The sequence below is a fragment of the Streptomyces sp. NPDC111802 genome, assembly GCF_055634335.1.
Genome location: NZ_JBVKCZ010000007.1, coordinates 162,727 through 181,467, shown reverse-complemented (window position 1 = coordinate 181,467; position 18,741 = coordinate 162,727). Strand labels below are relative to the sequence as shown.

The 18,741-nt window shown below is 70.6% G+C and carries 16 protein-coding genes; 1 reads left to right on the top strand and 15 read right to left on the bottom strand.

The genetic code is table 11. The features are described 5' to 3' along the window. Positions 1-4 precede the first annotated feature (4 nt). On the bottom strand, positions 5-937 hold the full coding sequence (gene fmt, locus ACZ7NC_RS09995; RefSeq protein ID WP_471486568.1) for a methionyl-tRNA formyltransferase: 933 nt from the start codon (positions 935-937) through the stop codon (positions 5-7). Between the two features lie 283 nt (positions 938-1,220). Here fmt and ACZ7NC_RS09990 point away from each other — a divergent pair, with 283 nt between their 5' ends. Continuing rightward, entirely contained in the window at positions 1,221-1,763 is a 543-nt protein-coding gene (locus tag ACZ7NC_RS09990) for a hypothetical protein (protein ID WP_471486567.1), read from the top strand. Positions 1,764-1,909: 146 nt separating this feature from the next. Here ACZ7NC_RS09990 and ACZ7NC_RS09985 read toward each other — a convergent pair whose 3' ends face one another. The 14 genes from ACZ7NC_RS09985 to pyrR form a co-directional block, all read right to left on the bottom strand. Continuing rightward, on the bottom strand, positions 1,910-4,078 hold the full coding sequence (locus ACZ7NC_RS09985; protein ID WP_471486565.1) for a primosomal protein N': 2,169 nt from the start codon (positions 4,076-4,078) through the stop codon (positions 1,910-1,912). Positions 4,079-4,239: 161 nt separating this feature from the next. Beyond that, positions 4,240-5,448, bottom strand: coding sequence for a methionine adenosyltransferase (gene metK, locus ACZ7NC_RS09980; protein ID WP_471486564.1), 1,209 nt, complete (start codon positions 5,446-5,448; stop codon positions 4,240-4,242). Between the two features lie 239 nt (positions 5,449-5,687). Further along, on the bottom strand, positions 5,688-6,890 hold the full coding sequence (gene coaBC, locus ACZ7NC_RS09975; RefSeq protein WP_471486562.1) for a bifunctional phosphopantothenoylcysteine decarboxylase/phosphopantothenate--cysteine ligase CoaBC: 1,203 nt from the start codon (positions 6,888-6,890) through the stop codon (positions 5,688-5,690). Between the two features lie 139 nt (positions 6,891-7,029). Continuing rightward, positions 7,030-7,302, bottom strand: coding sequence for a DNA-directed RNA polymerase subunit omega (gene rpoZ, locus ACZ7NC_RS09970; RefSeq protein ID WP_003988945.1), 273 nt, complete (start codon positions 7,300-7,302; stop codon positions 7,030-7,032). Positions 7,303-7,353: 51 nt separating this feature from the next. Then, complete coding sequence (gmk, locus tag ACZ7NC_RS09965; RefSeq protein ID WP_471486560.1) at positions 7,354-7,947, bottom strand: guanylate kinase; 594 nt, start codon at positions 7,945-7,947, stop codon at positions 7,354-7,356. Between the two features lie 59 nt (positions 7,948-8,006). After that, positions 8,007-8,330, bottom strand: a complete 324-nt coding sequence (locus ACZ7NC_RS09960) for an integration host factor (RefSeq protein ID WP_003977346.1) — start codon at positions 8,328-8,330, stop codon at positions 8,007-8,009. 319 nt (positions 8,331-8,649) lie between these two features. Next, positions 8,650-9,489: an orotidine-5'-phosphate decarboxylase gene (gene pyrF, locus ACZ7NC_RS09955; protein ID WP_471486559.1), complete on the bottom strand. Its 840-nt coding sequence runs from the start codon at positions 9,487-9,489 to the stop codon at positions 8,650-8,652. Then, the gene (locus tag ACZ7NC_RS09950) at positions 9,486-10,592 is read right to left on the bottom strand and encodes a quinone-dependent dihydroorotate dehydrogenase (RefSeq protein WP_471486557.1); all 1,107 of its coding nucleotides are present in this window, start codon (positions 10,590-10,592) and stop codon (positions 9,486-9,488) included. The genes pyrF and ACZ7NC_RS09950 overlap by 4 nt, the downstream gene beginning before the upstream one ends. Positions 10,593-10,684: 92 nt before the next feature. Next, positions 10,685-13,993, bottom strand: a complete 3,309-nt coding sequence (gene carB / locus ACZ7NC_RS09945) for a carbamoyl-phosphate synthase large subunit (protein WP_471486555.1) — start codon at positions 13,991-13,993, stop codon at positions 10,685-10,687. Continuing rightward, complete coding sequence (gene carA / locus ACZ7NC_RS09940; protein ID WP_471486553.1) at positions 13,986-15,143, bottom strand: glutamine-hydrolyzing carbamoyl-phosphate synthase small subunit; 1,158 nt, start codon at positions 15,141-15,143, stop codon at positions 13,986-13,988. The genes carB and carA overlap by 8 nt, the downstream gene beginning before the upstream one ends. After that, positions 15,140-15,727 (bottom strand): PH-like domain-containing protein, encoded by a 588-nt coding sequence (locus tag ACZ7NC_RS09935; protein WP_471486551.1) that lies wholly within the window; start codon positions 15,725-15,727, stop codon positions 15,140-15,142. The genes carA and ACZ7NC_RS09935 overlap by 4 nt, the downstream gene beginning before the upstream one ends. Beyond that, positions 15,724-17,010 carry a dihydroorotase gene (locus ACZ7NC_RS09930; RefSeq protein WP_471486549.1) on the bottom strand — a complete coding sequence of 429 codons (1,287 nt, stop codon included), beginning with the start codon at positions 17,008-17,010 and terminating at the stop codon, positions 15,724-15,726. Before ACZ7NC_RS09930 ends, ACZ7NC_RS09935 begins: the two co-directional genes overlap by 4 nt. Before the next feature lie 5 nt (positions 17,011-17,015). Continuing rightward, positions 17,016-17,993, bottom strand: coding sequence for an aspartate carbamoyltransferase catalytic subunit (locus tag ACZ7NC_RS09925; RefSeq protein WP_471486547.1), 978 nt, complete (start codon positions 17,991-17,993; stop codon positions 17,016-17,018). A gap of 103 nt (positions 17,994-18,096) precedes the next feature. Then, positions 18,097-18,669 carry a bifunctional pyr operon transcriptional regulator/uracil phosphoribosyltransferase PyrR gene (gene pyrR / locus ACZ7NC_RS09920; protein ID WP_471486545.1) on the bottom strand — a complete coding sequence of 191 codons (573 nt, stop codon included), beginning with the start codon at positions 18,667-18,669 and terminating at the stop codon, positions 18,097-18,099. Between the last annotated feature and the right edge of the window lie 72 nt (positions 18,670-18,741).

Here is an 18,741-nt window from a genome sequence, read left to right as displayed (position 1 = left end):
CCGGTTACGCCCCGAGGCGCTCCCCGTCGCCGATCCGCACGCCCCGCGCCCAGTCGGCGGCCCGCATCGGCTTCTTGCCCTGCGCCTGCACCCACAGCAACTCGACGGCGTACGACCCGGTCCCGACGTACACGTTGTTCTTCCCGACGGAAAGCGCACCGGGGGCGAGGTCGTCCCGTCCGGGCACGGGCTGGACCTGGATGAGCTTGAGCCGCTCACCACGGAAGACGGTCCAGGCACCCGGCGCGGGCGTGCATCCCCGCACGACCCGGTCGACGCGCAGGGAAGGGGCGCTCCAGTCGATGTGGGCGTCCTCGACGTTGACCTTGGGGGCGAGGGTGACCCCGTCGGACGGCTGCGGTACGGCCTTCAGCGTGCCGTCCTCGATCCCGTCCATGGTCGCGGCGAGCAGCCCGGCGCCCGCGAAGGCGAGCCGGGTCAGCAGGTCACCGCTGGTGTCGGTCGGGCGGATCTCCTCGGTGACCGTGCCGTAGACGGGCCCGGAGTCCAGCCCTTCCTCGATGAGGAAGGTGGAGGCCCCGGTGATCTCGTCGCCCGCCATGATGGAGTGCTGCACGGGCGCGGCCCCCCGCCAGGCGGGCAGCAGCGAGAAGTGCAGGTTCACCCAGCCGTGGGCCGGGATGTCGAGGGCGACGCGCGGCAGCAGGGCGCCGTAGGCGACGACGGGGCAGCAGTCGGGCGCGATCTCCCTCAGCCGCTCCAGGAACTCGGGGTCCCGCGGCTTGGCGGGCTTCAGCACCTCGATCCCGGCCTCCTCGGCCCGCTCGGCCACCGGGCTCGCCACCAGCCTGCGCCCCCGCCCGGCCGGCGCGTCCGGCCGCGTGACGACGGCGGCCACGTCGTGCCGCCCGGAGGCGATCAGAGCGTCCAGAGCGGGAACGGCGACCTCGGGGGTACCGGCGAAGACAAGCTTCATGGGTGGGCACGGGCCTCTCGGGCGGGGTGGGCAGGAGCAGCTCACAAGTCTATTGGTGCACGGCGCAGGGGCTCACCCCCGGCAACGTGCCGAGCTCGAAGGCCACGGCACCAAGGCGCGCGGACCCCCCACTCAGGGGCGTAGGCATATGCCCACACGCCCCCAGTGCGTGACCAGCGGAGCGCTGCCGCGTTGGTCAAGAAAGAGTTGACCACAACGGGCCGCATGCGCCGCATCTGTATTCGCGGCCCACTCCTTCAACGCCGGTTCGAGAGGCTTGTTCATGGCCGACCACGCAACCCACGACGCCCAGGCTCGGGCCAGCCTGCACTTGCTGGTGCGGGACATCGAGCGGGTCCGCCGGCAGGTGGACGCACTGCGCACGCTGACCGCGCAACTGGGCAATGTCTACCGCCCGCGCCGCTCCGGTCCCTCCACGGGCTTCGTCGTCTACGGACGCGCTCCCGCCCCGACGGTGCGTCTCGCCCAGGAGCTGCGGGACAGTGTCGAAACCCTGGTCACGGCAGCCGTGGACTTCGACCGCTCACTCGGCTTCTCCTGGGACGCGGTGGGCAGCGCCCTCGGCGTCACCAAGCAGGCCGTCCATCGCCGCTACGGCGCGCGCCGCGCCGCCACTCAGGCGGCGGCCGAGGCCGAGCGGACCGCGGATCCCGCAGGCAGCCGGACGGTCAACGTCTCCACCACCCTTCCCACGGTGCCGACGGTGCCCGCCGCCCGCTCCATGCCCACCCAGCCGACAGCAGGCAGCCCCGGCCTCCGCGACGAGGCCAGGCCCACGGCGTTCCCGGGCCCGCGCAACGGCTGACCCCCCTGAACTCTGCCCTCCCGGAGCGCACCCGGGAGGGCAGAGCCATTCCGGGGCCTTGCCGGAGCCATTCCGGAGCCTTGCCGGGGCCGTTCCGGGGCCCTGCCGGGGTCGGTGGGCCACACCAGCACTCAAGCTGAGCGCCGTCACCCGATATCCGGCGGATCAATCCGAACCCGAACCGCCGCGGCCTCCCCAGCCCCAGCCCCACCCCCACGCGCCATCCGAGCAGCCTGCGCGGCCTTCAGCGCGGAAGCCAACGCGGCCCCGCTCCCCGGCGGAACCCGGACCAACGCCCGGTCCCAATGCTCCCCCGGCGGCGGCGCCCCCACCCGCCGAGGCCGCCCCGCCGCCGTGACAGGCAGCGGCACCGGCCCCAACACCTCGGCCTCCGGCGGCAGTTCGGCCGTACGAAGGAACTCGGCGATCGCCTCCCCCGGCCCGGCCACGGAGGCCATCCGGGACACCGGCGGAAACCCCAGCTCGGCCCGCTCGCCGAGCTCCCGCACCGCGTGCCCGACGGGATCCCAGCGCACCAACGCCTGCACGGGCCGCAACGTGGGCTCGGCGACGACGACCACCGTCCCCCCGGCACCCTGCGGCCGTACCAGGGCGGCAGCCCCGATCCACCGCCGCAACGCGTCCTCACCCGCCCTGAGATCGGGTCGCCCCACCATCGCCCAGCCGTCCAGCAGCAGGGCCGCCGCATACCCGCCCTCGGCGACGGGCTCGGCGCCCGGCGTGCTCACGACCAGCGAGGGCGTGCCCGGCACGGTGTCCAGCACATGCTCACGCCCCGAGGTCCGCACCGGAACGGCGGGAAAGGCCCGCCCCAGCTCCTCGGCGGTCCGCCGCGCCCCCACCACCTGGGCGCGCAGCCGGAACCCACCGCACTCCGGGCAGTGCCAGGCTCCCTCCTCGCGCCCGCACCACCCGCACTGCAGCTCGGCCCCGGACCCCTGCGCCTCAAGCGGCCCGGAGCAGTGCCGGCACCGAGCCGGCGCACGGCAGTTGGCGCAGGCCATACGCGGCACGTACCCCCGTCGGGGCACCTGGACGAGTACCGGCCCCTGCCGCAGCCCGTCCCGCACCGCCTGCCAGGCGAGAGTGGGCAACCGAGCGGCCCGGGCGGCCTCGTCGCGGGCGAGATCCTGGTCCCCCACGGTCCGTACGAGCGGAGCGGCTCCCCGCACCTGCTCCCGCGCGGCGATCAACGGCCCGGCCCAGCCGCTCTCCACGAGCTGGGCGGCCTCGACGGTGCAGCTCCAACTCCCCAGCAGAAAGCCGCACTTGTCCTGCGCGGCCCGCAGCAGCAGCACTTCGCGCGCATGGGGCTGCGGGGCATGCTGCTCGCTGTGGCTGTCGTCGCCGTCGTCCCAGAGTGCGACCAGCCCAAGATCCTGGACGGGCGCGAACATGGCGGCCCGAGTCCCGACAACGGCTCGCACACTCCCCCGCCGCACCGCGAGCCACTCCCGATACCGCTTCTCGGGCCCGGCGTCGGCGGTCAGCACCGCGTGTCGTCCCTGGCCCATCAGCGAGGTCAGGGCGGCGTCGACCCGAGCGACGGCCCTCCCGTCCGGCAGCACGACCAGGGCCCCACGCCCGGAGGCCAGCATGGCGACGACGGCCCGAGCCAGCTCCTCACTCCACTCGGGCCCGGGCAGCGCATTCCACACGGCCCGCGGCGCACCCCCGGAGGCGAGCGCCTCCAGAAACCCGGCCCCCCGCTCATACCGCGCCCATGACCCCGCCTCAGGCGCCCCGGGCCGTGGCAGCGGCTCCGGCGAGGGCCGCTGCTCGGCGCGCGCACTGCGTGGCGGCACGGCCAGCTGCAACACATCGGCAAGCCCTCCGGCATACCGGTCGGCAACGGCCCGAGCGAGCCCCAACAGCTCCTCGCTCAACACCCGCTCGGGGGAAACGACCTGGGCAAGAGCAGCCAGCGGCCCGGAGTAGTCGGACTCCGCGACCCGCTCCACCAGGAACCCGTCAATGAGTCCGCCACCCTCACGCCGCCCCTCGCGCACCCGATGCCGCCCGGCCCCGAACCGCACCCGCACCCGCACCCCGGGCTGCGCATCGGCATCGAGCTCCTCGGGCACGGCGTAGTCGAAGTACCGATCAAGATGCAGCACACCCTTGTCGACCAGCACCCGCGCGACAGGCAGCTCCTTGGCGAGACCGGCCCCCCGCCATGTCCTCGGCTTCGCCCTCGGCGCCTTGGCCTTCCGCACACTCTCCCGAATGAGCGCGAGCTGCTCCGGCGACGCCCCCTCGGCCCCGCCGCCACCAGTCCCGTTCTCGCTGCTCACGCTTGCATTCTTACCAAACCCCACTGACAACCGACGCCCGGCCGGATTTCCCGGATTCCCGCGGGGGGTGCCGGTCCGGCATCGGGACGCACCGGGAAACGCCGAAGCCCGGCGCCCCGCCAGGGGACACCGGGCCTCGCACAAACCCGTGACGTCAGGTCCTACAGCCCCGCGGCCTTCCGCAGCGCCTCGACCCGGTCCGTCCGCTCCCAGGTGAACTCCGGCAGCTCACGGCCGAAGTGCCCGTACGCGGCGGTCTGGGCGTAGATCGGGCGCAGCAGGTCCAGGTCCCGGATGATCGCGGCCGGGCGCAGGTCGAAGACCTCGTCGATGGCCTTCTCGATCTTCTCGGCGTCGATCTTGGCCGTGCCGAAGGTCTCGATGAACAGGCCCACCGGCTCGGCCTTGCCGATCGCGTACGCCACCTGCACCTCGCAGCGCGAGGCAAGACCGGCCGCGACGACATTCTTGGCGACCCAGCGCATCGCGTACGCCGCCGAACGGTCCACCTTGGACGGGTCCTTGCCGGAGAACGCGCCGCCACCGTGGCGGGCCATGCCGCCGTACGTGTCGATGATGATCTTCCGGCCGGTCAGCCCCGCGTCACCCATCGGACCGCCGATCTCGAAACGACCGGTCGGGTTCACCAGCAGGCGGTAGTTCTCGGTGTCCAGCTTGATGCCGTCGTCCAGCAGCGCCTTCAGCTCCGGCTCGACCACGAACTCCCGGATGTCGGGGGCCAGAAGCGAGTCCAGGTCGATGTCGGACGCGTGCTGCGAGGAGACGACCACCGTGTCCAGACGGACCGCCTTGTCGCCGTCGTACTCGATGGTGACCTGCGTCTTCCCGTCCGGGCGCAGGTACGGGATCGTGCCGTTCTTGCGCACCTCGGACAGGCGCTTGGACAGACGGTGCGCCAGGAAGATCGGCAGCGGCATCAGAGTGGGCGTCTCGTCCGACGCGTAGCCGAACATCAGGCCCTGGTCGCCGGCACCCTGGCGGTCCAGCTCGTCCTCGTCGCCCTCGACCCGGGTCTCGTACGCCGTGTCCACGCCCTGCGCGATGTCCGGGGACTGCGCGCCGATCGAGACCGAGACACCGCAGGAGGCGCCGTCGAAGCCCTTCTTCGAGGAGTCGTAGCCGATCTCGAGGATCTTGTTGCGGACCAGCGTCGCGATGTCCGCGTACGTCTTGGTCGTGACCTCTCCGGCCACGTGCACCAGGCCGGTCGTGATCAGGGTCTCGACGGCGACCCGGGAGGCCGGGTCCTCACGCAGAAGCGCGTCGAGAATGGTGTCGCTGATCTGGTCAGCGATCTTGTCGGGGTGACCCTCGGTCACGGACTCCGAGGTGAACAGGCGACGGGACACAACGCTCCCTGTGGTTGCAGCGGCTGCTGGCTGATCATTGGCGGACGGGACGGGGGCTGCGCCCGGCGTCGTCCGAGGACAGTTTATCTGTCGTGCTCGGTCACGGACCCCCTGTCTCGCCTCTCGGGAGCGCTGTGACCTGCGGCACGGGCATTCTGCCCACTGTCACACACCCTTGACCAGGGACGCCACACCCGAATCCAGGGAGCCACCGGAGAGGCCCGCCCGCATCAAACAATTCACCCCAACCGTCGCGCCACCAGGTCCCACACGGTTTCGGCCAGGGCCTCCTTGGGGCCGTGCGGTACGGGCGTCTCGCTGCCGTCGGAGCCCAGCACGACCGCCTCGTTCTCCTCCGAGCCGAAGGTCTTGCGCTCCCCCACTTCGTTCACCACGAGCAGGTCGCACCCCTTGCGCTCCAGCTTCTTACGGCCGTTGGCGAGGACGTCGTCCGTCTCGGCGGCGAACCCGACGATCACCTGACCGGGGCGGGCGCGGTCGGTGGAGATCTCCGCGAGGATGTCCGGATTACGCACCAGGACGATGGGCTCGGGGTCCTGGTCGTCCTTCTTCTTGATCTTTCCTGCGACGTATGTCGCCGGGCGGAAGTCGGCGACCGCCGCCGCCATGACCACCGCGTCGGCGTCCGAGGCCGCCTTGAGGACCGCCTCCCGCAGTTGTACGGCCGTGCCGACCCGCACGATGTCCACGCCCGCCGGATCGGGCAGCCCGGTGTTGGCGGACACCAGGGTGACGCGGGCGCCCCGGGCGGCGGCAGTGCGGGCGAGGGCGTAGCCCTGCTTGCCGGAGGAGCGGTTGCCGAGGAAGCGGACGGGGTCGAGGGGCTCGCGTGTGCCACCGGCGCTGACCACGATGTGCCGGCCCTTGAGGTCCGGCTCGGTGACACCCCGGGCCAGCACCCGGCGGCAGACCTCGAAGATCTCCGCCGGCTCGGGCAGCCGGCCCTTGCCGGTGTCGACGCCGGTGAGGCGGCCGACGGCGGGCTCGATGACGACCGCACCGCGCCGGCGCAGTGTCGCCACGTTCTCCTGAGTGGCCGGGTGCTCCCACATCTCGGTGTGCATGGCGGGGGCGAAGACGACCGGGCAGCGGGCGGTGAGCAGGGTGTTGGTCAGCAGGTCGTCGGCGAGGCCGTGCGCCGCCTTGGCCAGGGTGTCGGCCGTGGCCGGGGCGACGATCACCAGGTCGGCGTGCTGGCCGATGCGGACGTGCGGGACCTCGTGGACGTCGTCCCAGACCTCCGTCGAGACCGGGTTGCCGGACAGCGCGGACCAGGTGGCGGCGCCGACGAAGTGCAGCGCGGAGGCCGTGGGCACGACCCGGACGTCATGGCCGGACTCCGTGAGCCTGCGCAGCAGCTCACAGGCCTTGTACGCGGCGATGCCGCCACTGACCCCCAGAACGACCTTCGGCTTGTCCACCGGGCCTCCCACTCGTTGAACCGACGACTCCATGCTGCATCACAGCGGGAGGCAACCCCCGCGCCCCCGAGCAGACCACAGGCCCGACAGTCGCGCTGCCGGGCCTGTGGAAAAGCCAGCTGAAAGCTGAAAATACTACTTACTGCGCCGGGCCTTCGACGGCCTCGGACGTCAGCAGACCCGCGTTGATCTCGCGCAGGGCGATCGAGAGCGGCTTCTCGTGCACGTGGGTGTCCACAAGCGGACCGACGTACTCGAGGAGGCCCTCGCCGAGCTGCGAGTAGTACGCATTGATCTGGCGGGCCCGCTTGGCCGCGTAGATCACGAGGCTGTACTTCGAGTCGGTGGCCTCGAGGAGCTCGTCGATCGGCGGGTTGATGATGCCCTCGGGCGCGGAGATGGAAGAGGACACGCTCTACCTTCCGATGGATGGGAAAGATTCAGTGTGAACGATCAGAGACGATCACACAACGTCCATCAAGGCTAGCAGCTCGCGCGCCACGTCCTCGACGGAGGTGTTGACCAAGGTCATGTCGAACTCGGGCTCGGCCGCCAGCTCGATCTTCGCCGCGTCCAGGCGACGCTCGATCACCTCGGGCGGCTCGGTGCCACGTCCGGTGAGTCTGCGCACGAGCTCCTCCCAGGAGGGAGGGGCCAGGAACACCAGCTGAGCCTCGGCCATGGACTCGCGGACCTGCCGCGCACCCTGGAGGTCGATCTCCAGCAGGACGGGCTCACCCGCCTCCAGCCGCTCCAGCACGGCCGCACGCGGCGTGCCGTAGCGGTTGCCGGCGAACTCGGCCCACTCCAGCAGCTCCCCGTTGGCGATCAGCTTGTCCATCTCGTCGTCGGTGACGAAGAAGTAGTGGACTCCGTGCCGCTCGCCGGGGCGGGGCTTGCGGGTCGTCGCCGACACCGAGAGCCAGACCTCGGGGTGTTCCTTGCGCATATGGGCGACGACCGTGCTCTTGCCGACCCCGGAGGGGCCGGAGAGCACGGTCAGCCGCGGACGTACGTCCGGGGGCTCGGGGGTCGTCCCCCGGAATGTTGCAGCCATGCAGCGATTATTCCAGCAATCCCGGAGTGCCCGGGACTCCCTGTCTCAAGAGCGCGGACTCAGGAGCCGGTGCTGCCGAACTCACGCTCCAGGGAGGCGATCTGGTTCGAGCCGAGACCACGCACGCGGCGGCTCTCGGAGATGCCGAGTCGCTCCATGATCTGCTTGGCGCGGACCTTGCCCACGCCCGGCAGGGACTCGAGCAGTGCGGAGACCTTCATCTTGCCGATGACGTCGTTCTCCTGGCCCTGCTTGATGACCTCGTGAAGGGAGGCGCCGGAGTGCTTGAGTCGATTCTTGACCTCGGCCCGCTCCCGGCGAGCCGCGGCGGCCTTTTCGAGCGCGGCTGCGCGCTGTTCAGGGGTAAGGGGCGGAAGAGCCACGCCTACGTCACCTCGGATGTCGAACTGTCGGATACGGACCGGTGAGGAACCTAGTCGCCCCACACCTGGGGAGACACGAGCAACACGCTGCCCGTTCTCCCCCACTGCCTGAAGGGCGTGGGAGGCGCCCTCACTCGTCGGAGACTAGCGGCCAAGTCCGCCAGAGTCAGCGAGAACAGCGGAAAAGTCCTGGTCAGCCTCCGTCAGGCCGGACATTTAGGACATAATGCCCCGGATTTGAGAATGTATCCAGACTCAAGTCCGCCGCCGACCTCACATCGGACGACTCCCCGACCGGCTCGAACGCACCTGACGACGGTCAGGCACCCGACACAGCACTGGTGATCTCGTCGGCGAAGCGTGACGCGGCCTCACGCAGCGCGACGACGTCCGGTCCGTGCCGCAGCACGCCCCGGCTGACGTTCGGGACGACGTTGCGCACCGCGGCGCCGAAGACGCCCGGCAGATCCGCAGGCGTGGCGCCCTGGGCCCCGATACCGGGGGCGAGGAGGGGGCCGTTGATCGAGAGGTCGTAGTTCGACAGGTCGCCGAGCGTGGCGCCGACGACCGCCCCGAAGGAGCCCATGGGCTCCTCGCCCTCGTTCTCGGCCGCCAGGTGGGCCAGCATCGTCGCGCCGACGTTGCGGCCGTCCGCGCGGACCGCGTGCTGGACCTCGCCGCCCTCCGGGTTCGAGGTCAGCGCCAGCACGAACAGGCCCGAGCCGCTCTCCCGCGCCAGCGCGATCGCCGGGGAGAGCGAGCCGTAGCCGAGGTAGGGCGAGACGGTCAGCGCGTCCGAGAACAGCGGGGAGTCCTTGCGCAGGAAGGACTCGGCGTACGCGGCCATGGTCGAGCCGATGTCGCCGCGCTTGGCGTCCATCACCACCAGCGCACCGGCCGCCCGCGCCTCCTCGACCGACCTCTCCAGGACGGCGACGCCCCGCGACCCGAAGCGCTCGAAGAAGGCGCTCTGTGGCTTGAGCACGGCGACCCGGTCGGCCATCGCCTCGACGACCGTACGGCTGAACCTCTCCAGGCCCGCCACGTCGTCGTTCAGGCCCCATTCGGCGAGCAGCGAGGCGTGCGGGTCGATGCCGACGCACAGGGGGCCGCGCTCGTCCATGGCGCGGCGCAGTCGTGCACCGAAGGACTCGGTCATGCGGTCTTCCTCACGTCGGCGCCGACCGCGTCGGCGAGGGTGGAGTACGGGCTGGTGCGCAGGCGCGCGGCGAGCCCCTTGTGGATGGTTCGGCCCCAGAAGGGCCCCTCGTAGACGAACGCGCTGTATCCCTGCACGAGCGTGGCGCCGGCGAGGATGCGCTGCCAGGCGTCCTCGGCGTTCTCGATGCCGCCAACGCCCACGAGGGTGATCCGGTCGCCCACACGCGCGTACAGGCGCCGCAGCACCTCCAGGGAGCGGGCCTTCAGGGGCGCACCCGACAGGCCGCCGGTCTCCTTCACCAGCGAGGGTTCGGATTTCAAACCGAGGCCCTCGCGCGCGATGGTGGTGTTCGTGGCGATGATCCCGTCCAGGCCGAGCTCGACGGCCAGGTCGGCGACGGCGTCGACGTCCTCGTCGGCGAGATCCGGCGCGATCTTCACCAGCAGCGGCACACGGCGGCCGGTCACCGTACGGTCGGCGGCCTCGCGGACGGCGCTCAGGAGCGGCCGCAGGGCCTCCGTGGCCTGCAGATTGCGCAGGCCGGGCGTGTTGGGCGAGGACACGTTCACGACCAGGTAGTCGGCGTACGGCGCCAGCCGTTCGGTCGACTTCACGTAGTCGCCGACGGCCTCCTCCTCCGGGACGACCTTGGTCTTGCCGATGTTGACGCCGACGACGGTCCTGAAGACCGGCTCACGGGACGCCAGACGGGCCGCCACGGCGAGCGAGCCCTCGTTGTTGAAGCCCATGCGGTTGATGAGCGCGCGGTCCTTCACGAGCCGGAACAGCCGCTTCCTGGGGTTGCCCGGCTGCGCCTCCCCGGTCACCGTGCCGATCTCGACGTGGTCGAAGCCCAGCATCGACATCCCGTCGATCGCGACCGCGTTCTTGTCGAAGCCGGCGGCCAGCCCGAAGGGGCCGTGCATGCGCAGCCCGAAGGCCTCGGTGCGCAGTTCCTCGTAGCGGGGCGCCAGCGCCGCGGCGACGAAGGTGCGCAGCACCGGGATGCGGACGGCGAGTCGAATCCACCGGAAGGCCAGATAGTGGGCCTGCTCGGGGTCCATCCGTTTGAAAACCAGGCGGAAGAAAAGCTTGTACATGACCGTGTCCCTCTTGGTCCTCTTGGTCCTCTTGAAGCCTCGTGCGCCTCATGAAGAGGGGGACACCGTCTCCGGTGTCCCCCTCAGGGCTGCTAGTCGCGGGCCGCGGTCAGATGCTCGGCGTGTTCCTGCAGTGAACGCACGCCCACATCACCGTGGTTGAGGGCGTCGATGCCCTGGACGGCGGCGGCGAGCGCCTGGACCGTCGTCAGGCAGGGCACGGACCGCGCCACGGCCGCCGTACGGATGTCGTAGCCGTCGAGTCGGCCGCCGGTGCCGTACGGGGTGTTGACGATGAGGTCGACCTCGCCGTCGTGGATGAGCTGGACGATGGTCTTCTCGCCGTTCGGGCCGGTGCCCTCGGACTGCTTGCGCACGACGATGGCGTTTATGCCGTTGCGCTTGAGCACCTCGGCCGTGCCGGACGTGGCGAGCAGTTCGAAGCCGTGGGCGACGAGTTCGCGTGCCGGGAAGATCATCGAACGCTTGTCACGGTTGGCGACCGAGATGAAGGCGCGGCCCTTGGTCGGCAGCGGGCCGTAGGCGCCGGCCTGCGACTTGGCGTAGGCCGTGCCGAAGACGGAGTCGATGCCCATGACCTCGCCGGTGGAGCGCATCTCCGGGCCGAGGACCGTGTCGACGCCGCGCCCGTGGATGTCGCGGAAGCGCGACCAGGGCATGACGGCCTCCTTGACGGAGATCGGCGCGTCGAGCGGGAGCTCACCGCCGTCGCCGTTCGCCGGAAGCAGGCCCTCGGCGCGCAGCTCGGCGATGGTCGCGCCGAGCGAGATCCGGGCGGCGGCCTTGGCCAGTGGCACCGCGGTCGCCTTCGAGGTGAAGGGGACCGTACGGGACGCGCGCGGGTTGGCCTCCAGGACGTAGAGGATGTCGCCGGCCATCGCGAACTGGATGTTGATCAGGCCGCGCACGCCGACGCCCTTCGCGATGGCCTCCGTCGAGGCCCGCAGGCGCTTGATGTCGAACCCGCCGAGCGTGATCGGGGGCAGGGCGCACGCCGAGTCGCCGGAGTGGATGCCGGCTTCCTCGATGTGCTCCATGACGCCGCCGAGGTAGAGCTCGGTGCCGTCATAGAGGGCGTCGACATCGATCTCGATGGCGTCGTCCAGGAACCGGTCGACGAGGACCGGCCGCGAGGGGCTGATCTCGGTCGACTCGGCGATGTACGACTCCAGCCGGGTCTCGTCGTAGACGATCTCCATGCCGCGTCCACCGAGGACGTACGACGGCCGCACCAGGACCGGGTAGCCGATCTCGTCGGCGATGGCCTTCGCGCCGGCGAACGTGGTCGCGGTGCCGTGCTTGGGGGCCGGCAGGCCCGCCTCGGCCAGGACCCGCCCGAAGGCGCCCCGGTCCTCGGCGGCGTGGATGGCCTCCGGTGAGGTGCCGACGATCGGCACGCCGTTGTCCTTCAGCGCCTGCGCGAGGCCCAGCGGGGTCTGACCGCCCAGCTGGACGACGACGCCCGCCACCGGACCGGCCTGCTGCTCCGCGTGGACGATCTCCAGCACGTCCTCCAGCGTCAGCGGCTCGAAGTACAGGCGGTCGGAGGTGTCGTAGTCGGTGGAGACGGTCTCCGGGTTGCAGTTGACCATCACCGTCTCGTACCCGGCGTCGCTCAGCGCGAAGGAGGCGTGGACGCAGGAGTAGTCGAACTCGATGCCCTGGCCGATGCGGTTGGGCCCGGAGCCCAGGATGATGACGGCCGGCTTCTCGCGCGAGGCGACCTCGGTCTCCTCGTCGTAGGAGGAGTAGAAGTACGGCGTCCGCGCGGCGAACTCGGCGGCGCAGGTGTCGACCGTCTTGTAGACCGGCCGGATGCCCAGCGCGTGCCGCACCTCGCGCACGACGTCCTCGCGCAGGCCGCGGATCTCGCCGATCTGCTGGTCGGAGAAGCCGTGCCGCTTGGCCTCGGCGAGCAGCTCGCGGGTCAGCTCCGGGGCCTCGGCGATCTCGTCGGCGATCTCCTTGATCAGGAAGAGCTGGTCGACGAACCAGGGGTCGATCTTCGTGTACTCGAAGACCTCCTCCTGGGTGGCGCCCGCGCGGATGGCTCCCATGACGGCGTTGATACGGCCGTCCGTGGGCCGTACGGCCTCCCGCAGCAGCTCCTCCTTGTCGCCGGGCTCGCCGACGAAGGTGAACTGGCTGCCCTTCTTCTCCAGCGAGCGCAGCGCCTTCTGGAAGGCCTCGGTGAAGTTGCGGCCGATGGCCATGGCCTCGCCGACGGACTTCATGGTGGTCGTCAGCGTGGAGTCGGCCTGCGGGAACTTCTCGAAGGCGAAGCGCGGCGCCTTCACGACCACGTAGTCGAGCGTCGGCTCGAAGGAGGCCGGGGTCTCCTGCGTGATGTCGTTCGGGATCTCGTCGAGGGTGTAGCCGACGGCCAGCTTCGCGGCGATCTTGGCGATCGGGAAGCCGGTCGCCTTGGAGGCGAGCGCCGAGGAACGCGACACGCGCGGGTTCATCTCGATGACGATCACGCGACCGTCCTCGGGGTTCACCGCGAACTGGATGTTGCAGCCGCCGGTGTCGACGCCGACCTCGCGGATGACGGCGATGCCGATGTCGCGCAGGGTCTGGTACTCGCGGTCGGTGAGCGTCATCGCGGGCGCGACGGTGATCGAGTCACCGGTGTGCACGCCCATCGGGTCGAAGTTCTCGATGGAGCAGACGACCACGACGTTGTCGTGCTTGTCGCGCATCAGCTCCAGCTCGTACTCCTTCCAGCCGAGGATGGACTCCTCCAGGAGCACCTCGGTGGTGGGAGACAGGGTCAGGCCCTGGCCGGCGATGCGGCGCAGCTCCTCCTCGTCGTGGGCGAAGCCGGAGCCGGCGCCGCCCATGGTGAAGGAGGGGCGGACGACGACCGGGTAGCCGCCGAGGGTCTCGACGCCCTTGAGGACGTCGTCCATGGAGTGGCAGATGACCGAGCGGGCCGACTCGCCGTGGCCGATCTTGCCGCGGACGGCCTCGACGACGTCCTTGAAGAGGTCGCGGTCCTCGCCCTTGTTGATGGCCTCGACATTGGCGCCGATCAGCTCGACGCCGTACTTCTCCAGCGTGCCCGCCTCGTGCAGCGAGATCGCGGTGTTGAGGGCCGTCTGGCCGCCCAGGGTGGGCAGCAGGGCGTCCGGACGCTCCTTGGCGATGATCTTCTCGACGAACTCCGGGGTGATCGGCTCGACGTATGTGGCGTCGGCGATCTCCGGGTCGGTCATGATCGTCGCCGGGTTGGAGTTCACGAGGATGACGCGCAGGCCCTCGGACTTCAGGACGCGGCACGCCTGCGTGCCGGAGTAGTCGAACTCGGCGGCCTGGCCGATGACGATCGGGCCGGAGCCGATGACCAGGACGGACTGGATATCGGTGCGCTTAGGCACGCTGGCCCTCCATCAGGGATACGAAGCGGTCGAACAGGTAGGCGGCGTCGTGCGGGCCCGCTGCCGCTTCGGGGTGGTACTGGACGCTGAAGGCCGGCTTGTCGAGGAGCTGGAGGCCCTCCACCACGTTGTCGTTGAGGCAGACGTGAGAGACCTCGGCGCGGCCGTAGGGGGTCTCGGAGACCTGGTCGAGCGGTGCGTCCACGGCGAAGCCGTGGTTGTGGGCGGTGACCTCGACCTTGCCGGTCGTACGGTCCTGCACCGGCTGGTTGATGCCGCGGTGGCCGTACTTCAGCTTGTAGGTGCCGAAGCCCAGCGCCCGTCCCAGGATCTGGTTGCCGAAGCAGATGCCGAAGAGCGGGGTGCCGCGCTCCAGGACCGCCTGCATCACGGAGACCGGGTGGTCGGCGGTGGCCGGGTCGCCGGGGCCGTTGGAGAAGAACACACCGTCCGGGTTCACGGCGAACACGTCCTCGGCGGTCGCCGTCGCGGGCAGTACGTGCACCTCGATGCCGCGCTCGGCCATGCGGTGCGGGGTCATGCCCTTGATGCCGAGGTCGACGGCGGCGACGGTGAACCTCTTCTCGCCGATCGCCGGGACGACGTACGTCTCCTTGGTGGCGACCTCGGCGGAGAGGTCGGCGCCCTTCATCTCGGGGGCCTGCCGGACCTCGGCGAGCATGGTGCCCTCGTCGGGGAGCGCGTTGCCGGAGAAGATGCCGACGCGCATGGCGCCGCGCTCGCGCAGGTGGCGGGTGAGCGCACGTGTGTCGATGCCGGAGATCCCGACGACACCCTGGTGGCGCAGCTCCTCGTCCAGCGAGCGGCGGGAGCGCCAGTTGGACGGCACGCGCGCGGGGTCGCGCACGACATAGCCGGCGACCCAGATCCGCTTGCTCTCCGGGTCCTCGTCGTTGACGCCGGTGTTGCCGACGTGCGGGGCGGTCATGACGACGACCTGGCGGTGGTACGACGGGTCGGTGAGGGTCTCCTGGTAGCCGGTCATGCCGGTGGAGAACACGGCCTCGCCGAAGGTCACCCCCACGGCCCCGTAGGCGCGGCCGCGGAACATCCGGCCGTCCTCCAGGACGAGTACCGCGGGAGACACCTCTTTCCTGTGCGAGGCGTTCCCCTTCGTGGAGGTCGTCATCGTTCGGCGCCTTCCGTGCTGTTGTTCTTGATCATGGAGTTAATGACGTCGACCCACTCGTTGTGCTCCGCCGCGTGGTCCGAGCGGAACCCGGAGTCGATCAGCCGCTCGCCGTGCGCCCAGGTCACGATGAGCAGCCCGCCCTCGGTCAGGACCTTGCCGGCGATGCCCTTGTCGAGCCGGGCCTCGCGCAGCTGCTCGGCCGGGACGAAGAAGTCGGCCGCGCCGGGGCGTACGACGTCCAGTCCCGCGTCCGTCAGCGTGAGCTCGACCCGGCTGCGGGTGCCCAGGCCGTGCGCCACGATGCGGTCCAGCCACTGACCGGCGGTGGTGGAGCCGTGGTAGCGGCCGCTCATGCTCAGTCTCGCCGGGCCGGGGTCGTCCGGCGCGCTGGGCAGCTCGGGCAGGTCGCCCTGGAGCGTGCCGCGCCACTTCCAGCCCTCGCGCATCAGCCAGTAGACGAGCGCGATGAAGAGGGCGAGTCCGACGACCCAGCCGATGCGGGCGGCCCAGTCGGTCACTTCGGCCGACTTCTCCTCGGCCGCGAGTCCGGTGCCGGCTGCGAGCAGTGTTGCAGGTGTCACGTGAGCTTCCCGTCGACGAGCGTGGCCTTGCCCCGGAGCCACGTGTGCGTCACACGGCCCGGCAGCTCACGCCCCTCGTACGGGGTGTTGCGGCTGCGCGAGGCGAAGCCCGCGGGGTCCACGGACCCACGGTATGCCGTGTCGACGAGCGTGAGGTTCGCGGGCTCACCAGCCGAGACGGGACGGCCGTGCCCCTTCGCCTGCCCGATCTGCGCGGGCTTGAAGGACATGCGCTCGGCGACCCCGGCCCAGGTGAGGAGCCCGGTGTCCACCATGGTCTCCTGCACCACTGACAGCGCGGTCTCCAGGCCGACCATCCCCATGGCGGCCGCGGCCCACTCGCAGTCCTTGTCCTCGTGCGGGTGCGGGGCGTGGTCGGTGGCGACGATGTCGATCGTGCCGTCGGCGAGCGCCTCGCGCAGCGCCATGACGTCACGCTCGGTGCGCAGCGGCGGGTTGACCTTGTAGACCGGGTTGTAGGTGCGCACCAGTTCGTCGGTGAGGAGGAGGTGGTGCGGGGTGACCTCGGCGGTGACGTCGATGCCGCGGGACTTGGCCCAGCGCACGATCTCCACGGATCCGGCGGTCGACAGGTGGCAGATGTGGACGCGCGAGCCGACGTGCTCGGCGAGCAGGACGTCCCGGGCGATGATCGATTCCTCGGCCACCGCGGGCCAGCCGCCCAGCCCCAGTTCGGCGGAGACGATGCCCTCGTTCATCTGGGCGCCCTCGGTCAGCCGCGGCTCCTGCGCGTGCTGGGCGACGACGCCGCCGAAGGCCTTCACGTACTCCAGCGCGCGGCGCATGATCACGGCGTCGTCGACGCACTTGCCGTCGTCGGAGAAGACGGTGACACCGGCGGCCGACTCGTGCATGGCGCCCAGCTCGGCGAGCTTCTTGCCCTCCAGGCCGACCGTGACGGCGCCGATCGGCTGAACGTCGCAGTAGCCGTGCTCCCGGCCCAGTCGCCAGACCTGCTCGACGACACCGGCGGTGTCGGCGACCGGGAAGGTGTTGGCCATGGCGAACACGGCGGTGAAACCGCCGGTGGCCGCCGCGCGGGTGCCGGTCAGCACGGTCTCGGAGTCCTCGCGGCCGGGCTCACGCAGGTGCGTGTGCAGGTCGACCAGGCCCGGCAGCAGCACCTTGCCCGCCGCGTCGACGACGTGGGCACCCTCGTCCGAGAGCCCCGTACCGACCGCCTCGATGACGGCACCGTCGATCAGCACGTCCTGCGGCTCGCCGCCGAGCACCTTCGCACCACGGATCAGGATCTTGCTCATCTGTCTTACTTCTCCTCGGTACGGGTGTGGGTGGCGGCGGGCTCGTTTCCGCCGAGCAGCAGGTACAGAACGGCCATCCGGATGGAGACTCCGTTTGCGACCTGCTCGATGGCGGTGCAGCGCTCCGAGTCGGCGACCCCGGCGGTGATCTCCATACCGCGCACCATCGGACCGGGGTGCATCACGATGGCGTGCTCGGGCATCCGCGCCATGCGGTCGCCGTCGAGGCCGTAGCGCCGTGAGTACTCGCGCTCGGTCGGGAAGAACGCGGCGTTCATCCGCTCGCGCTGCACGCGCAGCATCATCACCGCGTCGGACTTCGGAAGCGTGCTGTCGAGGTCGTACGAGACCTCGCAGGGCCAGGTCTCGACGCCGACCGGCACCAGGGTCGGCGGGGCGACCAGGGTGACCTCGGCGCCGAGGGTGTGCAGCAGGTCGACGTTGGAGCGGGCGACGCGGCTGTGCAGGACGTCGCCGACGATCGTGATGCGTCGCCCGTCGAGGTCCTGCCCTATCCCGGCGTCCCGGCCGACGAGCCGGCGCCGCATGGTGAAGGCGTCCAACAGGGCCTGGGTGGGGTGCTGGTGGGTGCCGTCGCCGGCGTTGATCACGGCCGCGTCGATCCAGCCCGAGTTGGCCAGGCGGTACGGCGCTCCGGAGGCGCCGTGCCGGATGACGACGGCGTCGACGCCCATGGCCTCCAGGGTCTGGGCGGTGTCCTTCAGGGACTCGCCCTTGGACACGCTCGACCCCTTGGCGGTGAAGTTGATGACGTCCGCCGACAGCCGCTTCTCGGCGGCCTCGAAGGAGATACGCGTGCGCGTGGAGTCCTCGAAGAAGAGGTTCACGACGGTACGGCCGCGCAGGGTCGGCAACTTCTTGATCGGCCGGTCGGCCACCCGGGCCATCTCCTCGGCGGTGTCGAGGATCAGGACGGCGTCTTCGCGGGTGAGGTCGGCGGCCGAGATGAGATGACGCTGCATCTGTCAGGCTCCGTAAGGCAGTTGATTCAGGGAGAATCGGGGCAGACGGGTGCGCACCAGGGCGCACTGAGCGGGCGTACGACAGCGGCGTACGCCGAGGGCGCTACTGGGAGGTCTGCTTGGCACCGAGCAGCACGGTGTCCCGACCGTCCTCCTCGGCGAGCTGGACCTTGACCGTCTCCCGCAGCGACGTGGGGATGTTCTTGCCGACGTAGTCGGCGCGGATGGGCAGTTCGCGGTGGCCCCGGTCGACGAGCACCGCGAGCTGGACCGCGCGCGGACGCCCGATGTCGTTCAGGGCGTCCAGGGCGGCCCGGATGGTGCGGCCGGAGAAGAGGACGTCGTCGACGAGGATGACGAGGCGACCGTCGATGCCGTCACCGGGGATCTCGGTGCGGGCGAGCGCACGCGGCGGGTGCATGCGCAGGTCGTCGCGGTACATCGTGATGTCGAGCGAGCCGACCGGCATCTTGCGCTCGGTGATCTCCTCGAGCTTGGCCGCGAGCCGCTGGGCGAGGAAGACGCCTCGGGTGGGAATGCCGAGGAGCACCACGTCGTCGGCGCCCTTGGCGCGTTCGACGATCTCGTGGGCGATGCGGGTCAACACCCGCGCGATGTCAGGGCCTTCGAGAACGGGCCTGGCGTCGGACGCTTGCGTGTCCTGGAGCCTGTCCATACGAAAAGGACCTCCTTCTCCGCCTCACGGGACGGACCTTAAAGGACGTCTGGTTTGCGCCATCCACCGTAG

What these genes read in the sequence shown, in the direction of transcription:
- pyrF (WP_471486559.1), bottom strand. Translation starts at nt 9,489, where the DNA reads ATGACCGAGTCCTTCGGTGCACGACTGCGCCGCGCCATGGACGAGCGC.
- ACZ7NC_RS09950 (WP_471486557.1), bottom strand. Translation starts at nt 10,592, where the DNA reads ATGTACAAGCTTTTCTTCCGCCTGGTTTTCAAACGGATGGACCCCGAG.
- gmk (WP_471486560.1), bottom strand. Translation starts at nt 7,947, where the DNA reads ATGGCTGCAACATTCCGGGGGACGACCCCCGAGCCCCCGGACGTACGT.
- carA (WP_471486553.1), bottom strand. Translation starts at nt 15,143, where the DNA reads ATGACGACCTCCACGAAGGGGAACGCCTCGCACAGGAAAGAGGTGTCT.
- pyrR (WP_471486545.1), bottom strand. Translation starts at nt 18,669, where the DNA reads ATGGACAGGCTCCAGGACACGCAAGCGTCCGACGCCAGGCCCGTTCTC.
- ACZ7NC_RS09925 (WP_471486547.1), bottom strand. Translation starts at nt 17,993, where the DNA reads ATGCAGCGTCATCTCATCTCGGCCGCCGACCTCACCCGCGAAGACGCC.
- ACZ7NC_RS09930 (WP_471486549.1), bottom strand. Translation starts at nt 17,010, where the DNA reads ATGAGCAAGATCCTGATCCGTGGTGCGAAGGTGCTCGGCGGCGAGCCG.
- ACZ7NC_RS09990 (WP_471486567.1), top strand. Translation starts at nt 1,221, where the DNA reads ATGGCCGACCACGCAACCCACGACGCCCAGGCTCGGGCCAGCCTGCAC.
- fmt (WP_471486568.1), bottom strand. Translation starts at nt 937, where the DNA reads ATGAAGCTTGTCTTCGCCGGTACCCCCGAGGTCGCCGTTCCCGCTCTG.